This window comes from Achromobacter mucicolens, assembly GCF_029866465.1.
In the GTDB taxonomy this organism is placed as follows: domain Bacteria; phylum Pseudomonadota; class Gammaproteobacteria; order Burkholderiales; family Burkholderiaceae_B; genus Achromobacter; species Achromobacter mucicolens.
Window position 1 is genome coordinate 1,634,332 of the sequence record NZ_CP123364.1, and the last position, 19,612, is coordinate 1,653,943.

General features: G+C 65.5%; 20 protein-coding genes. 11 read left to right on the forward strand and 9 right to left on the reverse strand.

Translation table 11 applies throughout. The annotated features are described in order from the left end of the window. The first annotated feature begins 128 nt into the window (after positions 1 to 128). From QEP15_RS07445 to glcF, 3 genes are read left to right on the forward strand one after another with little or no spacing between them, the layout of a single operon-like run. Entirely contained in the window at positions 129 to 1,628 is a 1,500-nt protein-coding gene (locus QEP15_RS07445; protein WP_280148606.1) for an FAD-linked oxidase C-terminal domain-containing protein, read from the forward strand. A 12-nt stretch (positions 1,629 to 1,640) separates the two neighbouring features. Continuing rightward, a complete protein-coding gene (gene glcE / locus QEP15_RS07450) occupies positions 1,641 to 2,747 on the forward strand; it encodes a glycolate oxidase subunit GlcE (protein WP_280148607.1) in 1,107 nt (368 codons plus the stop codon). Between the two features lie 6 nt (positions 2,748 to 2,753). After that, a complete protein-coding gene (gene glcF, locus QEP15_RS07455; protein WP_142049902.1) occupies positions 2,754 to 3,989 on the forward strand; it encodes a glycolate oxidase subunit GlcF in 1,236 nt (411 codons plus the stop codon). 25 nt (positions 3,990 to 4,014) lie between these two features. Here glcF and QEP15_RS07460 read toward each other — a convergent pair whose 3' ends face one another. From QEP15_RS07460 to QEP15_RS07480, 5 genes are all read right to left on the reverse strand, one after another. Further along, positions 4,015 to 5,454 (reverse strand): NAD(P)(+) transhydrogenase (Re/Si-specific) subunit beta, encoded by a 1,440-nt coding sequence (locus QEP15_RS07460; protein ID WP_056322618.1) that lies wholly within the window; start codon positions 5,452 to 5,454, stop codon positions 4,015 to 4,017. Beyond that, on the reverse strand, positions 5,451 to 5,768 hold the full coding sequence (locus QEP15_RS07465; RefSeq protein ID WP_006224972.1) for an NAD(P) transhydrogenase subunit alpha part 2: 318 nt from the start codon (positions 5,766 to 5,768) through the stop codon (positions 5,451 to 5,453). The genes QEP15_RS07460 and QEP15_RS07465 overlap by 4 nt, the downstream gene beginning before the upstream one ends. A gap of 2 nt (positions 5,769 to 5,770) precedes the next feature. Then, the gene (locus QEP15_RS07470) at positions 5,771 to 6,889 is read right to left on the reverse strand and encodes a Re/Si-specific NAD(P)(+) transhydrogenase subunit alpha (RefSeq protein ID WP_056322621.1); all 1,119 of its coding nucleotides are present in this window, start codon (positions 6,887 to 6,889) and stop codon (positions 5,771 to 5,773) included. Positions 6,890 to 7,080: 191 nt separating this feature from the next. After that, positions 7,081 to 7,956 (reverse strand): N-formylglutamate amidohydrolase, encoded by an 876-nt coding sequence (locus QEP15_RS07475; protein WP_152383842.1) that lies wholly within the window; start codon positions 7,954 to 7,956, stop codon positions 7,081 to 7,083. A gap of 68 nt (positions 7,957 to 8,024) precedes the next feature. Continuing rightward, positions 8,025 to 9,014 (reverse strand): Bug family tripartite tricarboxylate transporter substrate binding protein, encoded by a 990-nt coding sequence (locus QEP15_RS07480; RefSeq protein ID WP_056322627.1) that lies wholly within the window; start codon positions 9,012 to 9,014, stop codon positions 8,025 to 8,027. A 238-nt stretch (positions 9,015 to 9,252) separates the two neighbouring features. On the opposite strand from QEP15_RS07480, the gene QEP15_RS07485 reads away from it, so the two are divergent. From QEP15_RS07485 to QEP15_RS07495, 3 genes are all read left to right on the forward strand, one after another. Continuing rightward, a complete protein-coding gene (locus QEP15_RS07485; protein WP_056322630.1) occupies positions 9,253 to 10,179 on the forward strand; it encodes a LysR substrate-binding domain-containing protein in 927 nt (308 codons plus the stop codon). 7 nt (positions 10,180 to 10,186) lie between these two features. Then, complete coding sequence (mnmA, locus tag QEP15_RS07490) at positions 10,187 to 11,305, forward strand: tRNA 2-thiouridine(34) synthase MnmA (protein ID WP_279990864.1); 1,119 nt, start codon at positions 10,187 to 10,189, stop codon at positions 11,303 to 11,305. Between the two features lie 84 nt (positions 11,306 to 11,389). Continuing rightward, positions 11,390 to 12,208 carry a sulfite exporter TauE/SafE family protein gene (locus QEP15_RS07495; RefSeq protein ID WP_056322636.1) on the forward strand — a complete coding sequence of 273 codons (819 nt, stop codon included), beginning with the start codon at positions 11,390 to 11,392 and terminating at the stop codon, positions 12,206 to 12,208. Between the two features lie 79 nt (positions 12,209 to 12,287). On the opposite strand, the gene QEP15_RS07500 is transcribed toward QEP15_RS07495, so the two are convergent. Then, positions 12,288 to 12,899, reverse strand: a complete 612-nt coding sequence (locus tag QEP15_RS07500; protein ID WP_056322638.1) for a glutathione S-transferase — start codon at positions 12,897 to 12,899, stop codon at positions 12,288 to 12,290. Between the two features lie 162 nt (positions 12,900 to 13,061). Between QEP15_RS07500 and purB the strand changes: the two genes are divergently transcribed. Further along, positions 13,062 to 14,438 (forward strand): adenylosuccinate lyase, encoded by a 1,377-nt coding sequence (purB, locus tag QEP15_RS07505; protein WP_062838459.1) that lies wholly within the window; start codon positions 13,062 to 13,064, stop codon positions 14,436 to 14,438. Positions 14,439 to 14,496: 58 nt separating this feature from the next. After that, the gene (locus QEP15_RS07510; RefSeq protein ID WP_056322645.1) at positions 14,497 to 14,955 is read left to right on the forward strand and encodes a c-type cytochrome; all 459 of its coding nucleotides are present in this window, start codon (positions 14,497 to 14,499) and stop codon (positions 14,953 to 14,955) included. Between the two features lie 78 nt (positions 14,956 to 15,033). Here QEP15_RS07510 and QEP15_RS07515 read toward each other — a convergent pair whose 3' ends face one another. The 3 genes from QEP15_RS07515 to QEP15_RS07525 form a co-directional block, all read right to left on the reverse strand. Further along, complete coding sequence (locus QEP15_RS07515) at positions 15,034 to 15,726, reverse strand: cytochrome b/b6 domain-containing protein (protein WP_056320020.1); 693 nt, start codon at positions 15,724 to 15,726, stop codon at positions 15,034 to 15,036. Between the two features lie 86 nt (positions 15,727 to 15,812). Next, positions 15,813 to 16,094: a hypothetical protein gene (locus QEP15_RS07520; protein WP_056320023.1), complete on the reverse strand. Its 282-nt coding sequence runs from the start codon at positions 16,092 to 16,094 to the stop codon at positions 15,813 to 15,815. Positions 16,095 to 16,676: 582 nt separating this feature from the next. After that, the gene (locus QEP15_RS07525; RefSeq protein WP_152383845.1) at positions 16,677 to 17,036 is read right to left on the reverse strand and encodes a hypothetical protein; all 360 of its coding nucleotides are present in this window, start codon (positions 17,034 to 17,036) and stop codon (positions 16,677 to 16,679) included. A gap of 61 nt (positions 17,037 to 17,097) precedes the next feature. Between QEP15_RS07525 and QEP15_RS07530 the strand changes: the two genes are divergently transcribed. From QEP15_RS07530 to QEP15_RS07540, 3 genes are all read left to right on the forward strand, one after another. Next, a complete protein-coding gene (locus tag QEP15_RS07530; RefSeq protein ID WP_280148608.1) occupies positions 17,098 to 17,982 on the forward strand; it encodes a DUF3053 family protein in 885 nt (294 codons plus the stop codon). A gap of 91 nt (positions 17,983 to 18,073) precedes the next feature. After that, entirely contained in the window at positions 18,074 to 19,255 is a 1,182-nt protein-coding gene (locus QEP15_RS07535; protein WP_280148609.1) for an AI-2E family transporter, read from the forward strand. 107 nt (positions 19,256 to 19,362) lie between these two features. Further along, positions 19,363 to 19,584, forward strand: a complete 222-nt coding sequence (locus QEP15_RS07540) for a hypothetical protein (RefSeq protein ID WP_152383847.1) — start codon at positions 19,363 to 19,365, stop codon at positions 19,582 to 19,584. Positions 19,585 to 19,612 lie beyond the last annotated feature (28 nt).

Below are 19,612 nucleotides of genomic sequence, written 5' to 3' on the forward strand. Positions count from 1 at the left end.
TTAAGCGACAGGCGCCTGCCCGGTTTACGGTCGGTTACGTATGCATCGGCCGCCAAGCCCCGTAAATACGTCAGGTGCGGGTAAATCCCGGCCTGATTAACCGGGGCACTCGCGCTATTGTTGCGCTCATGAATTCACTGGTCGAAACTGGCCTGGCACAAGTGCAGGCGCCTTATTCGCAGCAACAGCTCATCGAGGCGTTGTCGGCCGTGCTGCCCGCGCACTGTGTGCTGTATCGCGAAGAGGACACACGTCCTTACGAGTGCGACGGCCTATCCCTTTACCGCTCCATACCCGCGGTGGTTGCCCTGCCCGAAACCGAAGCGCAGGTGCAGGCCATCATGCGCGTGTGCAAGCGTCTGAATGCGCCGATCGTGGCGCGGGGCGCCGGAACCGGGTTGTCGGGCGGCGCCATGCCGCACAGCCGGGGCGTGCTGCTCGGGTTGTCCAAGTTCAACCGCATCAAGCATATCGACCTGGCCAGCGCGACCGCCATCTCCGAACCCGGCGTACGCAACCTTGCCATCTCCGAAGCGGTGTCGCCCTACGGGCTGTACTACGCGCCGGATCCGTCCAGCCAGATTGCGTGCTCCATCGGCGGCAACGTGGCGGAAAACTCCGGCGGCGTGCATTGCCTGAAGTACGGCCTCACGGTGCACAACGTGCTGCGCGTGCGCGTGGTCACGATAGACGGCGATGTGGTCGAACTGGGATCGCACGCGCCCGATGCGCCAGGGCTGGACCTGCTGTCGGTGTTCATCGGATCCGAGGGCATGCTGGGCGTGGTCACCGAAGTGACCGTCAAGCTCATCCCCAAGCCGGCGTGCCAGCAGGTGGTCATGGCCAGTTTTTCCAGCGTCGAGGCCGCGGGCAATGCGGTCACGCAGGTGATCGCGGCGGGCATGATCCCCGCTGGCCTGGAAATGATGGACCGCCGCGCGACGCACATGGTGGAACCGTTTGTCCGTGCGGGCTACGACATGGATGCGCAGGCCATCCTGCTATGCGAATCGGACGGCACGCCCGAAGAGGTGGCGCACGAGATCGCGCGGATGGAAGCGGTGTTCCGCCAGGCTGGCGCCACGCGCTGCCAGGTGTCGGCGTCCGAGGCCGAACGGCTGAAATTTTGGGCGGGACGCAAGAACGCGTTTCCCGCCGCGGGGCGTGTGTCGCCCGATTACTACTGCATGGACGGCACGATTCCGCGTCGTCATCTGGCGCGCGTGCTGGGCGCCATCGAACAGATGGAAGACGAATTCGGCCTGCGATGCGCCAACGTCTTTCATGCCGGGGACGGCAATCTGCACCCGCTGATCCTGTTCGATTCGAATAAGCCGGACGAGGTGGAACGCGCCGAAAAATTCGGTGCGGCCATTCTTGAGCTGTGCGTGCAGGTGGGAGGAACCGTGACTGGAGAGCACGGTGTGGGAATGGAGAAAATAAATCAAATGTGCGTGCAATTCTCTCGCGAAGAACTCGACGCGTTCCTGGCAGTCAAGCGGGCCTTCGATCCGCCGTGCCTGCTCAATCCTGAAAAGGTCATCCCCACGCTGGCTCGCTGCGCCGAATACGGCAAGATGCACGTCCATGCGGGAGAATTGCGCTTCCCCGATCTCGCCCGTTTCTAGGACGTATCCCTTATGGATTTTGTCCTGTCGGAATTGTGCGACCAGGTCATGACGGCGCGTGCCGGTCACAAACCCCTGTTCGTGATGGGCGGCGGCAGCAAGCGGTTCTACGGCAACTATCGTCCGGTCAGGCCGCAGGATGGCCATTGCCTGCTGGACATGACGCCTTACCGCGGCATCGTCAGCTATCACCCGTCCGAACTCGTGGTGACCGTGCGCGCCGGCACGCCGCTGGCCGAACTGGAAGCCGCGCTTGCCGAGCACGGCCAGATGCTGGCCTTCGAGCCGCCGCATTTCGCGTCCACCGCGACCGTGGGCGGCTGCGTGGCTGCCGGCCTGTCGGGGCCGCGCCGCATGAGCGCCGGCGCCTTGAAGGATTTTGTGTTGGGGGCGCAACTGCTGGATTCCGAAGGGCGCATCCTGTCCTTCGGCGGCGAGGTCATGAAGAACGTGGCGGGTTATGACGTGTCGCGCCTCCTGGCCGGCTCGCACGGCATCTTCGGCGCCATCCTGGAGGTGTCGCTCAAGGTCGTGCCCAAGCCGATGGAAGAGATTACGCTGACGCTGCCCGCCACGCAGGCGCAGGCGCTGGTGAACTTTGCCTTCTGGCGCGGCAAGCCGTTGCCGATCTCCGCATCGAGCTGGACAAGCGAAAGCGGTGGGGCCGACGGCATGACGATGGTGCGTCTGTCGGGCGCGCCGCCCGCGCTCGCCAGCGCCCGAGGGCTGATCGGCGGCGACCTGATGACGCCCGAGGCCGCGGCGGCGTGGTGGCAGTCGCTGCGCGAGCAGACCCACGCGTTCTTTTCGCCCGGGCAGCCCCTGTGGCGTCTTGCCTTGCCGCCCACCACGGCCGACCTCGAGTTGGGGCCGACGCTGATCGAGTGGGGCGGGGGGCAGCGATGGCTGAGCGGCCCGCACGATGCGGCCCAACTGCGCGACGTGGCGGCCCAGCATGGCGGCCATGCCACGCTGTTCCGGCCTGCGGACACCGCGCCGCCGGCCGATGGCGTGTTTCACCCGCTCGCGCCGGGCATTGGCGCGATCACCCGCCGGCTGAAGCAGGAACTTGATCCCGCCGGCCTGTTCAACCCCGGCCGCCTGGTCCTGGAGCTGTAGGACATCATGCAAACCAATCTGGCATCCTGGGCTAGCGGCACCGATCTGGGCAACGAGGCGGACGCCATCCTGCGCCGCTGCGTGCATTGCGGATTCTGCACGGCAACCTGTCCGACCTACCAGGTCCTGGGCGACGAGCTGGACAGCCCGCGCGGCCGCATCTATCTCATCAAGCAGGTCCTTGAAGGCAAGGAACCGACGCAGTCCACGCAGCAGCATCTGGACCGCTGCCTGACCTGCCGCAACTGCGAGACCACCTGCCCGTCGGGGGTCGAGTACGGCCATCTGGTCGATATCGGCCGCAAGATCGTGGACGAGCGCGTGGAGCGGTCATGGGGCGATAGAACCCGGCGCACCTTGCTGCGCAAGGCGATGCTGTCGCCGATGTTCGCGCCCGCCATGCGGCTGGGCCAGAGCCTGCGCGGGCTGCTGCCGCAGGCGCTCCGGCGCAAGGTGCCGGAACGCCGCGACGCGGGGCCGCTGCCCCAGGTGGGGCAGCACGCACGGCAGGTGCTGATGCTGGCCGGCTGCGTGCAGCCGGCCATGATGCCCACCATCGACGCCGCCACCATCCGCGTGCTGGATGCCGTTGGCATCGGCGCGCGCATTGCGCCGGGCGCCGGCTGCTGCGGCGCGGTCAGTTTCCATCTGGATGCGCAGGACGAAGCCGTGGCGCAGATGCGCGCCAACGTCGACGCGTGGTGGCCGCTCGTTCAGGACGGCAAGGTCGAGGCCATCGTGATGAACGCGTCGGGCTGCGGCGCCATGGTCAAGGAATACGCGCACCATCTGCGGCACGATGCGGCCTATGCGCAAAAGGCCGCGGACATCGTGGCGCTGGTCAAGGACGTGGCCGAAATCGTTGCGCCGCATGCCGGGCTGCTGCGCGCGCGGCTGCCGGCGGGCATGCGGGCGGCCTTTCATCCGCCATGCACCTTGCAGCACTGGCAGGGCTTGCGGCCGTTGTCCGAGCAGTTGCTGGCCGACCTGGGTTTTGAACTGCAGCCGTTTGCCGACAAGCACCTGTGCTGCGGGTCGGCCGGCGCGTACTCGGTATTGAATCCGGACATCGCGCTTGAGCTGCGCGACCGCAAGCTGGGCGCCATTGCGGCGGCGAGTCCCGATGTGATCCTGTCGGCCAACATCGGCTGCATCGGCCATCTGCAAAGCGGCACCGACACGCCGGTGCGGCATTGGGTCGAGGTGGTGGACGAGCAGTTGCGCCGCGCCGCGCAGGGCTAGGCCCGCGCGGCGGCTGGCGCGCCGCCTATTCGACGGCCTTGACCATGTCCTCGAGCACCTTCTTGGCATCGCCAAAGACCATCATCGTGCGGTCCATGTAGAAGAGCTCGTTGTCCAGGCCGGCGTAGCCCGAGGCCATGGAGCGCTTGTTCACGATGACCGTGCGCGCCTTGTAGGCCTCCAGGATGGGCATGCCCGCAATGGGCGACTTTGGATCGTTCTTGGCGGCGGGATTGACCACGTCGTTCGCGCCCAGCACCAGCACCACGTCGGTCTGCCCGAACTCGCTGTTGATGTCTTCCATTTCGAAGACCTGGTCGTACGGCACTTCGGCCTCGGCCAGCAGCACATTCATGTGGCCGGGCATGCGGCCCGCAACCGGGTGGATCGCGTACTTGACGGTCACGCCGCGCTCGGTGAGCTTTTCGGCAAGTTCCTTCAGCGCGTGCTGCGCGCGCGCCACGGCCAGGCCATAGCCCGGCACGATGGTCACGCTTTCGGCGTTGGTCATCAGGAACGCCGCGTCATCCGGGCTGCCCGACTTGACGCTGCGTTGCGGCGTGTCGCCAGCGGCCGCGGCGCCGCCCGCCTGGCCGCCGAAGCCGCCCAGGATCACGTTGAAGAACGAGCGGTTCATCGCCTTGCACATGATGTAGGACAGGATCGCGCCCGACGAGCCCACCAGCGATCCGGCGATGATCAGCATGGGGTTGTTCAGCGAGAAGCCGATGCCCGCCGCCGCCCAGCCGGAATAGCTGTTCAGCATCGACACCACCACGGGCATGTCCGCGCCGCCGATCGGGATGATGATCAGCACGCCCAGCACGAAGGCGATGAGCGTCATGATGATGAAGGGCGTCCATTCCTGCGTGAGCATGAACCAGACGCCGCAGCCCAGCATCGCCAGCGCCAGCGCCAGGTTCAGCATGTGCTGGCCGGCGAACACCACCGGCGCGCCCTGGAACAGCCGGAACTTGTACTTGCCGGACAGTTTGCCGAAGGCGATGACGGAGCCTGAAAACGTGATGGCGCCCACGAACGTGCCGATGAACAGTTCAAAGCGGTTGCCGGTGGGGATGGCCATGCCGGGCGGCGCGATGCCGAAGGCGTGCGGCTCGGCCACAACGGCCACCGCGATCGCCACCGCCGCCAGGCCGATCATGCTGTGCATGAAGGCGACCAGTTCGGGCATCTTGGTCATCTCGACGCGCTTGGCCATCAGCGTGCCGATCGAGCCGCCGACCAGCAGCCCCAGCACGACCCAGCCCAGCCCGATCGTGGCCGTGCCGCTGCGCGCCAGGCCCACGATGAGCGCCGCGGTGGTCACCACGGCGATCGCCATGCCGGCCATGCCGAAGGCGTTGCCCAGGCGGGAGGTGGTGGGATGGGACAGGCCCTTGAGCGCCTGGATGAAGCAGACCGAGGCAATCAGGTAAAGCAGCGTGACGAGGTTCAGCGAGATCATTTCGCTTCCTCCTTGCCCGGCTTGCGGTCCTTTTTCTTGAACATCTCGAGCATGCGCCGCGTCACGAGAAATCCGCCAAAGACGTTCACGGCGGCCAGCGCCACGGCAAAGACGCCCATGCCGCGCGCCAGTCCGCCTTCGGTCAGCGCGGCGGCCAGCATCGCGCCGACGATGATGATGGCGGAAATGGCGTTGGTGACTGCCATGAGCGGCGTGTGCAGGGCGGGGGTGACGTTCCAGACGACGTGGTAGCCGACGTAGATGGCCAGCACGAAGATGATGAGGTTCATCAGGGTGGGATTGATCGCTTCCATGGTTACGTCCTCCGCGTCACATTGCCGCCTTCGCACACCAGGCAGGCCGCCACGATTTCATCGTCGCGCTGGATCGCCAGCGCGCCGTCCGCATTGATGATGAGCTTCAGGAAATCCAGGATGTTGCGCGCGTAGAGCGCCGAGGCGTCGGTGGCGACCAGGCCGGGCAGGTTGGTCAGCCCGATGATCGTGACATCGTGCTTTTCGACGATGCGGCCTTTCTCGGAAAGCGGGCAGTTGCCGCCGCGTTCGACGGCAAGGTCCACCAGCACGGAACCGGGCTTCATGGCCGCCACCGTTTCCGCCGAAACCAGCATGGGGGCGGGCCGGCCGGGAATCAGCGCCGTGGTGATCACGATATCGGCCTGCTTGCAGCGTTCGGACACCAGCGCCGCCTGGCGGGCCATCCAGGCCGGGGGCATGGGGCGCGCGTAGCCGCCCTTGCCCTGTGCGATCTCGCGTTCTTCGTCGGTTTCGAAGGGCACGTCGATGAACTTGGCGCCCAGCGATTCGACCTGTTCGCGGGCCGCGGGGCGCACGTCCGACGCCTCGACCACGGCGCCCAGCCGCTTGGCCGTGGCGATGGCCTGAAGGCCAGCGACGCCAGTGCCCAGGATGACCGCGCGCGCGGCCTTCAGCGTGCCGGCGGCCGTCATCATCATGGGAATCAGCCGTCCGTAGTGATGGGCGGCGAGCAGCACGGCCTTGTAGCCGGCCAGGTTGGCCTGCGAGGACAACACGTCCAGGCTCTGGGCGCGGGTGATGCGCGGCGCGGCTTCCAGCGCGAAGCCGGTCAGGCCGGCGGCGGCCAGTTGCGCCAGGCCTTCGGCGTCGAAGGGATCGAGCATGCCGATGACCACCGTGCCCGGTTTCATGTGCGGCAATTCTTCAGGGGAGGGCGCGCGAACCTTCATGACCAGATCGGCGCCCAGGGCATCCTGAGCGGAACCTAGCGTGGCGCCCGCGGCAACGTAGGCATCGTCGGGATAGCGGGCCGCGGCGCCCGCACCACGCTCCACGACGACGGTGTGCTTGCCGCCCACGTACTTCTTGACGGTCTCCGGTGTTGCTGCGACACGGGTTTCCCCGTCTCGGGTTTCTTTAGGTATCCCGATGTGCATCGACGCCTCTCCTCAGAAGGTTCGCCGTAGTTATACACGGAATGTGCGCTCTGACGCTTCCCCCGTTTGTCCGCATCTCGCGCGGGCAAAAAAAACCCCATGGCGAACCATGGGGCAGGGGTCTTGCAACCCGAATGCGCCGGCCGGTATGAACACGTCGCTGGCCGGCGCCGGCGAACAGACGTCCGGCGTCAAGCCGTCTGCGCGCGCGTCCAGTTGATCAGCGCGCGGGTGAGGTCGCGCAGATCGGCCTTGAGGCGGCCATAGTTTTCGGTGGGGCGAAGCGACACTTCGTCCATGTAGAGCTTGCGGTTGATTTCGATCTGCAGGCTGTGGCGGCCTTCTTGCGGGCGGCCGAACGCGCGCACCAGTTCCACGCCCTTGTAGGGATCGTTCACGGTGACGTCGTAGCCGCGCTCGCGCAGCCAGGCTGCGATGAATTCGCGGAAGGCGGGGTCGCTGGTGCTGCCGTCGCGATCGCCCAGCACGAAATCGGGGTGGACGAGGCCGGGGCGGTCGGTGGCGAATTCACCGGCGACGCTGGGCATGGAATGGCAGTTGATGTGCCAGACCTTGCCGAACTTGCGATGCGCGTTGTCCAGCACCTGGCCAAGTGCGGCGTGATAGGGCGCCCAGCAGGCGTCGATGCGGTGGCGCACTTCCTCGACCGTCAGCTTGCGGTCGTACAGCGGCGTGCCGTCATCGAGCATGCGCCAGATCAGGCCCTTGCCAAGCTTGACCTTGGGCGAAGGATTCAGCGCGTCAGGCCAAGCCTGGTCCAGCAGCAGTTCGTCGATTTCGTCGCGGGCGCGGTTGGCGTCGATGTAGGCGCGCGGGAAGGCCGCGGCAATCATCGGCACGCCCATCTCGATGGCGTCGCCCCACAGATCGTCAACCCAGGTGTCCTCGGCGGTGCGCAATGCGCCAAAGTCCACCGCGGCAGCGAAATCGGGGGGGTAGGCGGTGCCGCTGTGCGGGGAATCCAGCACGAGGGGGGCCGAAATATCCGAATCGGGGTATTGCTGCGGAAGGTCGAGGCGGTAGGACAGGGGTTGGGTAATTCGCATAGGGGGGGTACTGCGTTCGTGAATCGGAGGTCCTCGCGTGCCGGCGGCGCGCGAGGACCGAAGACCGGTTAGTCGATCTTCACGTTGGCTTCTTTGGCGATGCGCTTGTTCTTGGCGATTTCAGCCGAGATCTGCGCGCCGAATTCGGCCGAGGTGTTGGCCGCGGGCGAAGCGCCCAGGGCAGCGAGGCGGCTCTTGACGTCCTCTTCGGCGCTGACCTTCTGGACAGCGGCGTTCAGCTTGGCCAGCACGGGGGCGGGCAGCTTGGCCGGGGCGACCAGGCCGAACCACGACGCGTCGTTCACGGCGGGCAGGCCGGCTTCGGCGAACGTGGGCACGTCAGGCAGCGCGGCAACGCGCTGCGGGGCGGCGACAGCCATGGCGATCAGGCGGCCGGACTGCACGTGCGGCAGGGTGGAGGGCAGGTTGTCGTACATGACGTCGACCTGGCCGGCCAGCGCGTCGTTCAGCGCGGGGCCAACGCCACGGTACGGCACGTGCATCAGGTCGGTGCCCGACGCCATCTTGAACAGTTCGCCCATCATGTGCGAGACCGAACCGTTGCCGGCCGACGCGTACGTCAGCTTGCCCGGCTGGCTCTTGGCCAGCGTGATGAACTCGGCGATGTTCTTGGCCTGGACCTTCGGGTTGATGGTCATGATGTTCGGCACGGCGGCCAGGTTCGAGACGGGCGTGAAGTCCTTCTCGCCATCGAACGGCAGGTTCGGGTAGATGGCCGGGTTGATGCCGTGCGTGCTGACGGTGGCAATGCCCAGGACATAGCCGTCCGGCGCGCTGCTGGCGACGAACGCGCTGCCGATCGAGCCGCCGGCGCCGCCGCGGTTTTCCACGACGACGGTCTGGCCCAGTTCCTTGCCGAGCTTGTCGGCGAACAGGCGGCCGACGATGTCGGTGGTGCCGCCGGGCGGGAAGGGAACGATCAGGCGGATGGGCTTGCTGGGATACGCGTCTTCAGCGTGCGCGATACCCGAGGTCAGCGGCGTGGCCAGGGTCGCGGCAGCGACACACAGGCCCAGAACTACATTACGGCGTTGCATGAATTCCCCTACTAATGAATGGAAAGCAGCTGCATGAAAGCAGTCGCAAACCCGACGATTCTTTCCTGGCGGGCGGGTTTGCGCAAACGAAAGATTCTCCGTAAGCTATGACTTTTTTTCATACCTCTTACTCGGCAGGGCTTCGCCGCGGTTACTTTTATGTAACATTCGCCGTGCATCCTGTGCCGACATCACGCCCGCGATGGCAAGGGAGCCCCACGACGGGTGGGGGCTGCAAATGAGGCGTTTCTGTCCCTCTTTAACCGATCTTCAGGCCTTTGAAGTCGCCGCCAGACACAGCAGTTTCACGCGCGCCGCGCAGGAATTGTGCGTGACGCAGGGCGCGGTGAGTAAACAGGTGAAACATCTGGAGGAGTTCGTTGGAGTCGAACTATTCCTGCGAATCAGGCAAGGCCTGGTGTTGACCGAAGCGGGCCGCAGTTACCTGGCCAAGATCCAGGCCGGTCTCGGCCAGATCGAAGCGGCCACCGTCGAACTGATTGCGCATCAGGGGCGGGGCGGCACGCTGAACCTGACCTGCATGCCCACGTTCGGCGCGCGCTGGCTGATTCCGCGCCTGACCGCCTTCATGCGCTTGCGTCCCGATATCCACGTCGAATTCCTGCCGCACCGCCAGGGCTACGACTTCTCCACGCCGGAGCTGGACGCCGCCGTGCGCTTCGGCGAGGGCCTGTGGCCCGGCAGCGGGGCCGATTACATCGTCGGCCGCGAGATTCTTCCCGTCTGCAGTCCCCGCCTGATCCCGGGCGGGTGCACGTCGCCCGAAGCGCTCCTGGCCTATCCGCTGCTGCACCATACGTCGGCCCTGGAGGGCTGGCGCGACTGGTTCGAGCAGGCCGGCTGCGACACGCGCCGCAGCCTGGAAGGCGCGCGTTTCGACCAGTACGCGTTGCTGTCGCAGGCAGCCGCCGCGGGCTTTGGCGTGGCGCTGATCCCGCGCTGCCTGATCGAGGACGAACTGCGCGACGGCAAGCTGGCTATCGCCATCCAGCTGCCGATCCGGGCGCGCATGGGCTACTACCTGTGCTATCCCGAGCAAAAGGCCAATCTGCCCACCTTGCAGGCTTTCCGGGCCTGGCTGATGGAAGTGTCGCGCGCCGCCGAGCCCCAGCCGCGGGAAGACGCCGTGTCCGATCTAAAATAGCCGCATCATGAGTCAAACATCCACCAAGAAAGGCCGCGTTGTCGTCGGCATGTCCGGCGGGGTCGATTCTTCGGTCACCGCGTGGCTACTCAAGCAGCAAGGCTACGAGGTCGTCGGCCTGTTCATGAAGAACTGGGAAGACGACGACGATTCCGAATACTGCTCCACCCGCCAGGATCTGCTGGACGCCGCCAGCGTGGCCGATCTGGTCGGCGTGGAATTCGAATTCGTCAACTTCGCCGCCGAATACAAGGACCGCGTGTTCGCGGAGTTCCTGCGCGAGTACTCCGCGGGCCGCACGCCCAATCCCGACGTGCTGTGCAATGCCGAAATCAAGTTCAAGGCATTCCTGGACCACGCCATGGCGCTGGGCGCCGAGCACATCGCGACCGGCCACTATGCGCGCGTGCGCGAAGTGCCAGCCGAGGGCGGCGGCACGCAGTTCCAGCTGCTCAAGGCGCTGGACGCTTCCAAGGACCAAAGCTACTTCCTGCATCGGCTGAACCAGGCGCAGTTGTCGCGCACGCTGTTTCCGCTGGGCGAGATTCACAAGTCCGAAGTGCGCCGCATCGCGCACGAGATCGGCCTGCACAATGCCGCCAAAAAGGATTCCACCGGCATCTGCTTCATCGGCGAGCGCCCGTTCCGGGAATTTTTGAACCGCTACCTGCCGACTGAGCCGGGCCCCATCCTGACGCCCGAAGGGCAGAAAGTGGGCCGCCACGAAGGCTTGTCGTTTTACACGCTGGGCCAGCGCAAGGGGCTGGGCGTGGGCGGCGTGAAGGGCCGGCAACGGGAGGACGGCACGGCCGAGGCCTGGTACGTGGCCCGCAAGGACCTGGAGCGCAACGTGCTGTACGTCGTGCAGGGGCACGACCATCCGTGGCTGCTGTCCGGCAACTTGAAGGCGCAGGACGCGAGCTGGGTGGCGGGCCGCCCGCCGGCCGCCGGCGTCTACGGCGCCAAGACGCGTTACCGGCAGGCCGATGCGGCGTGCCGCCTGGCCGACGCGGCGCAAGAGACTTTTTCACTGGAATTTACCGACCCCCAGTGGGCGGTGACGCCCGGCCAGTCGGCCGTGCTATACGATGGCGAGGTTTGCCTGGGCGGCGGGATCATTCTTTAGGAATGCCCTGCCGCACGTAACCAAGGCCCCCGGGTGCAATATCCGTGGGGCCTTGTTCATGACAATAAAAGCGAGGAGAGGGTTGTGGATGTGACGATGGTGATCTGCCTGTTGGTCCTGGGCGGCGTGGTGGGCTTTGCGGCGGGCCTGCTTGGCATTGGCGGCGGGATGCTGCTGGTGCCGTTCCTGACGATGCTGTTCACCTGGCAGAAAATGCCGGCTGATCTGGTCGTGCATGCGGCGATCGCCACGTCCATGACGTCGATCCTCTTTACGTCCATCTCCAGCGTCCGGGCCCACCAGCAGCGAGGCACCATCAAGTGGCGCATCGTCGCCGCGATGGCGCCGGGCATCATCGTCGGCGGGCTGCTTTCCGGCGGCGCGGTGTTTGCGGCGCTGAGCACGTTGTGGCTGTCGCTGTTCTTCGCCCTGTTCGTGGGGTATTCCGGCTGGAGCATGTTGCGCAACAAGAAGCCCAAGCCCACGCGGCAGATGCCGGGCGTTGTCGGCACCAGCGCGGCCGGCGCGGGCATCGGCTTTCTGTCGGGCCTGGTCGGCGCCGGGGGCGGGTTCCTGTCGGTCCCGTTCATGGTCTGGTGCAACGTGGCCCTGCACAACGCGGTGTCGACGTCGGCGGCGCTGGGCTTTCCGATTGCGCTGGCCAACAGCGTGGGCTATGTCGTCTCGGGCCTGAACGAGGCCCAGACCTATCCGGGGATGCTCGGCTTCATCTATTGGCCGGCGCTGCTGGCGCTGGTCTGCACCAGTGTCCTGACCGCGCCGCTGGGGGCGCGCATGGCGCATCGCCTGCCGGTTCAGACGCTCAAGCGCGTGTTCGCCGCACTGCTGTTTGCGCTGGCGGCCTACATGCTGTTCAAGGCCTGGCAGACCTGGACGGTTTGATCGCGTAAATGAAAACCGGCCGCGGAAAGCGGCCGGTAAAAGCGAGCGCCCGGCCATGCCGGGCGTTTTTGTTGAGGCGTCAGGCCGTCTTGGGCACCGTGTCGATGAACGACTGGCGTTGAGACAGCTTGTCGTACAGGCGGGCCAGGTTGGGCTGGCCAGTGCGCCAGTCCAGCGAGGGGAAGCGTAGGTCCAGATACCCCAGGGCACAGCCCACGGCGATGTCCGCAAGGCTGTAGTTGATGCCCATGCAATGCGCGTTGTCGCCCAGGCTTTTGTTCATGGCGTCCAGGCTGGCGTGGATCTTGCCGTACTGGCGCTCGATCCATTCGGGGCTGCGCTGGGCTTCGGGGCGCTGGTTTTCCTTGACGATGGTCACGCACGCGTCCAGGAGGCCATCGGCGATGGCTTCCCAGCACTTGACGGCTGCGCGGTCGCGTCCGGGCTGCGGAATCAGCCGGGCGACAGGAGACAGGGTGTCCAGGTATTCGACGATGACGCGCGAGTCGAACAGGGCGCCGCCATCTTCCATGACCAGGCAAGGAACTTTGCCCAGCGGGTTGTACGTTTGGATCTGCGTGTCGGCGGACCAGACGTTTTCGAGTTCAAGCCGGTAGTCCAGCTTTTTCTCGGCCATGACGATACGCACTTTGCGCACGTAGGGACTGGTAAGCGAGCCGATCAGTTTCATGGAGTCACAAGCGGAGTCGGAAAGCGGCCGAAGTATAGCAGGCTGTATGACGGCCGGAATTGTCCGCAGGGCGGAATCTTCGTCAGTTTGCCACAATGTCGGGCCGCCCCGGATGATAAAATCGCCGGGTTTTCCCATCCGTCGTTTTTTCTCTACCAGACCATGCAAATCGCCGATCAGCTGAGCCAACTTAATGCCCTTTCGCCACTGGATGGCCGCTACGCTTCCCGGGGCGACGCGCTGCGCGGTCTGCTGTCCGAAGCCGGTTTCATGGCGCACCGCGTCGAAGTCGAGGTCGCCTGGCTGATCGCGCTGTCGGACGCCGGCCTGCCCGAGCTGCCGGCCTTCTCCGAGGGCGCCCGCGCGCGTCTGGCTCAGCTGGTCGCCAATTTCTCAGAGGCCGACGCCGGCCGCATCAAGGAGATCGAGCGCGTCACCAACCACGACGTGAAGGCCGTTGAATACTGGCTGAAGGAAAAGGTCGCCGATGACGCCGAACTGGCCCGCGCGGCCGAGTTCATCCACTTCGCGTGCACGTCCGAAGACATCAACAACACCTCGCACGCGCTGATGCTGTCGCGCGCCCGCGACCAGGTCGTGGTGCCGCGCCTGCGCGAAGTGGCCGCCAAGCTGAATGAAATGGCCATCGCCAACGCCGACCAGCCGCTGCTGTCGCGCACGCATGGCCAGCCGGCCAGCCCGACCACGCTGGGCAAGGAATTCGCCAACGTGGCCGCGCGCCTGAACCGCGCCATCGCCGCCGTCGAGGCCGTCGAGCCCCTGGCCAAGCTGAACGGCGCCACCGGCAACTACAACGCCCACCTGTCCGCCTATCCGGAAATCAACTGGCCCGAATTCAGCAAGCGCGTGCTGTCCGGGCTGGGCCTGACCCAGAACCGCCACACCATCCAGATCGAGCCGCATGACTGGATGTCCGCGCTGTTCGATGCGATCACCCGCGCCAACATCATCATCCTGGACCTGGATCGCGACATCTGGGGTTATGTGGCGCTGGGCTACTTCAAGCAGCGCCTGAAGGAAGGCGAGGTCGGTTCGTCGACCATGCCGCACAAGGTCAACCCGATCGACTTCGAAAACTCCGAAGGCAACCTGGGTCTGGCCAACGCCGTACTGCGCCATCTGGCCGACAAGCTGCCCATTTCCCGTTGGCAGCGCGACCTGACCGATTCCACCGTCCTGCGCAACCTGGGCGTGGGCCTGGGCTACTGCCTGGTGGCATGGGATGCCTGCATGCGCGGCCTGGGCAAGCTGGAAGTCAACACGGCCGCCATCGACGCCGATATCGACGCGTGCTGGGAAGTGCTGGCCGAACCGGTGCAGACCGTCATGCGCCGCTACGGTCTGCCGCAGCCCTACGAACAGCTCAAGGCCTTGACGCGCGGCAAGGGCATTACCGAAGAGGCCCTGCGAGAATTCATCCAGGGCCTGGCGCTGCCTGAAGAGCCCAAGGCCCGCCTGCTGGCGATGACCCCGCGCTCCTACATCGGCCTGGCGGCCGAGCTGGCCCGGGCGGTATAGTCGCCGTGCCGCGCGCGTCATGCGCGCGGCTTTCACGTTGTACCTACGGGAGATCGCAATGAAGAAGTTGTCCACGCTCGCAGCGCTGGCCTGTATGACGGTGGGTCCGCTGCTGGCGACGTCCGCCTCCGCGCAATTCGCCAAGCCCGAAGATGCGGTCAAGTACCGCCAGTCGGCGCTCTCGCTGATCGGCTCGCACTTTGGCCGCATGGCGCCGGTGGTCAAGGGCCAGGCGCCCTACGACGCCGCGCAGATCAAGGCCAACGTCGATGTGCTGAAGACGCTGTCGGCATTGCCTTGGGCGGGTTTCGGTCCGGGTACGGAAGGCGGCGACGCCCGTCCGGAAATCTGGAGCGATGCCGCGGGCTTCAAGCAGAAGCAGCAGGCGTTTCAGGACAACATCGTGAAGCTGTCGGCGGCTGCCGACGCAGGCGATCTGGACAAGCTGCGCGCGGCTTTCGGCGACGTGGGCGCCAGCTGCAAGGCCTGCCACGACGCGTACCGCAAGAAGAAGTAAGGTGCCGGGCCGGCCGTGCCGGTCCGCCGCCCACCAAGCAAAAAGCCCCGTCAAGGGGCTTTTTTCATGGGTGCGCGATCAGGAGAAGGACATGTCGGACACGATCTCGAGCGATCGTATCCACAGCACCAGTCCCGTCACGCAGGCGCCCAGCACCAGGGCGCGCAGCCAGACCGCCAGCCCATCCTGCGCGGGCGGCGTGCCGGCCGGGACATCCTTGGCGTCGACGTTGCCGGTGATGATGGCGCGCACCAGACGCTTGCGGCGCACGACCGCATACCAGATGACGGCCAGCAGGTGCAACGCGACCAGGCCGATGATGACCCACTCGTTGAGCTTGTGCCAGGACGTCATCGCGCTGGCGGTGGCTTCCGAGACATACCCGAACAAGGGGCCCTGCGTCATGATGTCGTCGGTGGTGAACAGGCCGCTGACTGCCTGAAAGCCCACGACCAGCAGCAAGGCCATGACCGACAGCGCGCCCAGCGGATTGTGGCCGGCGGGCGCGGCGGCGCCCTTCAGGTAGCGGACCACGGCGCCCGGGCCGCGCACGAAATGCGCGAAGCGGGCATAGCGCGGTCCGGCAAAGCCCCAGATCAGGCGAAACAGGATCAGACCCAGCGCCGTACAGCCGAAACGCACGTGCCAGTCCATGTACAGGCCGCCCATCTTGACGCTGACGAACGCGCCGACGATGCAGACGACGAGGGCCCAGTGAAAGAGTCGGGTGGGGAGGTCCCAGATACGGACCGCGAGACGATTGTTCTGCATGTTGAGATCGGCGGACGGGAGTTGCCCGGACTTTATCACGCACAAAGCAAACCGCCGCACTGGTCAGGCGGCGGTTTTGAGGCAGATCAGCGAGCGTTGCGGCGCACCGGTTCGATGCGATGCACGTGCTCGTGGCGGAACCGGATGCGTTGGCCCGGCGCCTTCTGTACGGCCGATCCGCAGGGCACGACTTCAGTGGTGTAGGTCGTCGTGCCGTTGATCGGCGCATTGAAGATGACCGTGGCGCGAATCTCGGGGCCGTCGGCCGGTTGCAGATAGACGATGTCGCCGATGTGGATAGGCATGTCGTCAAGCTGCGTGTGGGCCGGGCGTCGGATCAGGTCGGTGGTGGTGAAACGAGTGTTCATGTTGTGTTCTCTTTAGGTTCTAGTTATAGGAAAAGCTGCGTCTTGCCATGGTGAACGCACCGGGCGGGAAAATTGCCGCCATGAGTGTGCGTGATGCGCTGCGTCCGCCGGATGTGATTGGACACGCGCTACATGACACTAACGCATTGCTGCTGCCGTCCTTTTGCGCATTCTCATGTTTTTTGCGCGCCGGGTCCGGCGAAGTGATGCCTTCGTCCAGTCTTGGAGGGCATCGATTCGGGCTGCGCGGCGAAAGACAAGATTGCCCGCGCATTGGCGTAAGCCCGCGTGGTAGCGGGTGAAGCCATCATTTGGGTTGGGTTTGCTTCATGCCGGTCCGGACTGGCGGACGGGTGAAGGCGTTCCCGATGCGGCGCTGGGGTTGCGTTTTTTGCGTTGTACTTCGCTAGGACGCCAGCGCTGTCGGGCGGATCTTGGCAGGGGGTGGCCACAGTCGTTTAGCTTGGCCGGGCTGACCCTCAAAGGTCTGCTCTTTCAGATCCAACCGACGATATTATCGACATTTGAGCGATTATGCAAGCATTTTCTAAAAAGAGGGCGCAGGACGTGCGCCCTTGCCGATTAGTGCGTTGCGGGACGGGCTTGTCGCTGGGCCTCGATGATCAGGCCTTCCAGGCGTGGCGACATGCGCAGCGCCACCTGGGCGCCGGTCGTGCCATCGGGCTGCTGCTGGGTTTCCAGGGCGAGTTCGATACGTTCGTCGTCAAAGGCCTCCGGGGCCGCCTGGATTTCCACGTAGCGCTCGAGCAAGGCATTGACCGCCTTTTGCGCATCCGCCAGCGCTTCCTCCGACAACTTGCCGTGGCCCAGGTATTGATTGACCACGCGCGCCAGGTCATTCATGAAATGAAGCAGGGCGTTTGCGCCGCGGCAGTCCGGCAGGGTGAAGCCCCAGGGCAGGGGGGAAGCGTTCTGAGTCATGTCGTCAGCCAAGGCAATGAGAGGAGGCGGCAACGGGCCGCCGAATGTTCGATTCTAGAGGATGCGTAAAGGCTGCGACGCGGGCGCGCGGCGCGGCGCGCACTGTGTCAACTCGCTTCGATGGCAACAAATTCCGCCCCTTCTGGCCCCATTGGCGGCGCTACCGGATAATCTGCCGGAATGGCCCGCCCCGTGCGGCCGTAATCTGCGGAATCGGAGTGCTAACAGGATGCGCATGGTTTGGGTTCGCGCGTGGGTGACAGGTATGGCGGTCGTCTCGATATTGCTGGCGGCGTGCGTCAACAAGGAACCGCAGGAGCGCGCCGCATTCATACAGTTGCTGCAGGGTCGGATGAACAACGTGACGCTCGTGCCGATCGGCATGCTCGACAAGTCGGAAAAGGAAGCCATTGGCGGCTACGACGACGCGTACGAGGTCATGACGGATTTCCAGGAGGCCTTGGCCAAGGCGGCGGCGCCTCTGCGCGAGGTGCTGTCGGTGGAGACGATCCAGTCCGTTGAAGAGATCGTGGCGCGCCGTGGCAGCCTGGAGGCCGCACGCAAGACGCTGGCCGGCAGTGCCGCCCAGGTCCAGGCGGCACGCGGCAAGGCAGACAAGGCGCGCGCGGATCTTGCCTTGCCCGCCGACCTGGCGCCCGTTTATGACGGCGTCTATGACGAGGCGGTGACGGCGCCGGCTGGGGAATTGATCGACGCGGCATCCCGGATGGATGCGATTGCCCGCGATGCGCTGGCCATTGCGGACTTCGTGGCGGCCAATGCCGCGGACATCCAGTTCGAAGATGGGCAAACAAAGGTGGCCAAGCCGACCTTGCAACAGGAGCTGAACCAGCGGTTGCAAGCATTGAACGCGCAGTCGGGTGGGCTGGAAGCCGCGCGCGCAACGCTGCTGCAGGCTGCCAGCGCGGGCTCGGCCGCGCCCTAGCCATGCGCCAGCCCCGTCGCGATCCCAGCGGCGCCCGGCCGCGCTTTGTACAATGCGGCTCTTGCGGCGCATGCCGTGCCTTGGACTGACTATGAGCGATTCTTCAGGCGTGCATTACAGGACCTTCGTGCTCCTGCTCGTGGTGGTCACCATCGCGTTCGGCTGGCTGTTGTGGCCGTTCTATGGCGCCGTCTTCTGGGGCACCATTCTTGCCATCCTTTTTGCGCCGTTGCAGCGCCGTCTGGTGGCGCGCATTGGCGGGCGGCGCAATCTGGCCGCGCTCATCACGCTGCTGCTCGTGCTGCTGCTGGTGATTCTTCCGCTGGTCGTGATCAGCGGGTCGCTCGTGAACGAAGGGGCAAATTTCTACCAAAGCATCAAGTCCGGGCAAATCAACTTTGGCGCGTACTTCCAGCAGGCGATGGACGCACTGCCGCCGTCCGTGCACGCATTGCTGGCGCGCTTTGACCTGGCCGATATCGCAAGCCTGCAGGACAAGCTGACGGCCGGTGCAATGCAGGCCAGCCAGTTCCTGGCCACCCAGGCCTTGAACATCGGGCAGGACACGTTCCAGTTCGTGGTCAGCTTCGGCATCATGCTGTATCTGCTGTTCTTCCTGCTGCGCGACGGTCCGCTGCTGTCGGCGCGACTGCGCCGTGCCGTGCCGCTGAGCGACACGCACAAGCAGCACCTGTTCCGCAAGTTCACGACCGTGGTGCGCGCCACCGTCAAGGGCAACGTCGCGGTCGCGGCGGCGCAGGGTGCACTGGGCGGCATCATCTTTTCCATCCTCTCGATCCAGGGTGCGCTGCTGTGGGGCGTCATCATGGCCTTCCTGTCGCTGCTGCCCGCGATCGGGGCCGGGCTGATCTGGGCGCCGGTGGCCGTGTACTTCCTGCTGACGGGGGCCGTGGTCAAGGGCGCGGTGCTCATTGCGTTCGGCGTGCTGGTCATCGGCATGGTCGACAACGTGCTGCGGCCCATTCTGGTGGGCAAGGACACGAAGATGCCGGACTACGTGATCCTGATCTCCACGTTGGGCGGCATGGCGCTGTTCGGGCTGAACGGATTCGTGATCGGTCCGCTCATCGCGGCATTGTTCATGGCAAGCTGGGATCTGTTTTCGCCCGCGGCAGGCGACCCGGGCGGTGTGCACGCAGTGAGCGCGCCGCTGCCGGGCAACCCCGTGGCCGGCTCGCCGCCGGCACCGGGGGGCGCCGGCGTGCGTGCGCAGGCAGCGCTTGCCAGGGATCGCCAGTCCCGCGACGAATGATCTCGCCGGGCGCCCGCGTGCGCCCGGCCGGGTGTAAGGTGTAGCAGCGCCGGCCGAACCGCGGCCGGCCTTTCGTGTCAACTTCGCCAAACAGGAGCGCGCCGGATATGGAATGGAAACTGCATCGGTCGGGCTGGATCGAGGAACGCAACTTCGACATTGAGTTCGCCGAAACGCCCGAGGGATACCACACGCGCGTGCGCGTCTTCGGCTTTCCGGTTCTTGAAGACACCAAGCACGTGTTCCCCAACGAAGCGCTGGCTGAAAAAGGCGCGCTGACGCTGCTCAAGAGCCAGTTTTCAGGCACGCCCGACCTGGAAGAGAGATAGCAGGGCGATGGGCAGACCGAGGGGCAGG

Bases quoted from the DNA above. Each gene is read 5' to 3' on its own strand.
- QEP15_RS07445 (WP_280148606.1), top strand. From the start codon at position 129: ATGAATTCACTGGTCGAAACTGGCCTGGCACAAGTGCAGGCGCCTTAT.
- glcE (WP_280148607.1), top strand. From the start codon at position 1,641: ATGGATTTTGTCCTGTCGGAATTGTGCGACCAGGTCATGACGGCGCGT.
- glcF (WP_142049902.1), top strand. From the start codon at position 2,754: ATGCAAACCAATCTGGCATCCTGGGCTAGCGGCACCGATCTGGGCAAC.
- QEP15_RS07460 (WP_056322618.1), bottom strand. From the start codon at position 5,454: ATGATCTCGCTGAACCTCGTCACGCTGCTTTACCTGATTGCCTCGGTC.
- QEP15_RS07465 (WP_006224972.1), bottom strand. From the start codon at position 5,768: ATGGAAGCGATCAATCCCACCCTGATGAACCTCATCATCTTCGTGCTG.
- QEP15_RS07470 (WP_056322621.1), bottom strand. From the start codon at position 6,889: ATGCACATCGGGATACCTAAAGAAACCCGAGACGGGGAAACCCGTGTC.
- QEP15_RS07475 (WP_152383842.1), bottom strand. From the start codon at position 7,956: ATGCGAATTACCCAACCCCTGTCCTACCGCCTCGACCTTCCGCAGCAA.
- QEP15_RS07480 (WP_056322627.1), bottom strand. From the start codon at position 9,014: ATGCAACGCCGTAATGTAGTTCTGGGCCTGTGTGTCGCTGCCGCGACC.
- QEP15_RS07485 (WP_056322630.1), top strand. From the start codon at position 9,253: ATGAGGCGTTTCTGTCCCTCTTTAACCGATCTTCAGGCCTTTGAAGTC.
- mnmA (WP_279990864.1), top strand. From the start codon at position 10,187: ATGAGTCAAACATCCACCAAGAAAGGCCGCGTTGTCGTCGGCATGTCC.
- QEP15_RS07500 (WP_056322638.1), bottom strand. From the start codon at position 12,899: ATGAAACTGATCGGCTCGCTTACCAGTCCCTACGTGCGCAAAGTGCGT.
- purB (WP_062838459.1), top strand. From the start codon at position 13,062: ATGCAAATCGCCGATCAGCTGAGCCAACTTAATGCCCTTTCGCCACTG.
- QEP15_RS07510 (WP_056322645.1), top strand. From the start codon at position 14,497: ATGAAGAAGTTGTCCACGCTCGCAGCGCTGGCCTGTATGACGGTGGGT.
- QEP15_RS07515 (WP_056320020.1), bottom strand. From the start codon at position 15,726: ATGCAGAACAATCGTCTCGCGGTCCGTATCTGGGACCTCCCCACCCGA.
- QEP15_RS07520 (WP_056320023.1), bottom strand. From the start codon at position 16,094: ATGAACACTCGTTTCACCACCACCGACCTGATCCGACGCCCGGCCCAC.
- QEP15_RS07525 (WP_152383845.1), bottom strand. From the start codon at position 17,036: ATGACTCAGAACGCTTCCCCCCTGCCCTGGGGCTTCACCCTGCCGGAC.
- QEP15_RS07530 (WP_280148608.1), top strand. From the start codon at position 17,098: ATGCGTAAAGGCTGCGACGCGGGCGCGCGGCGCGGCGCGCACTGTGTC.
- QEP15_RS07535 (WP_280148609.1), top strand. From the start codon at position 18,074: ATGAGCGATTCTTCAGGCGTGCATTACAGGACCTTCGTGCTCCTGCTC.
- QEP15_RS07540 (WP_152383847.1), top strand. From the start codon at position 19,363: ATGGAATGGAAACTGCATCGGTCGGGCTGGATCGAGGAACGCAACTTC.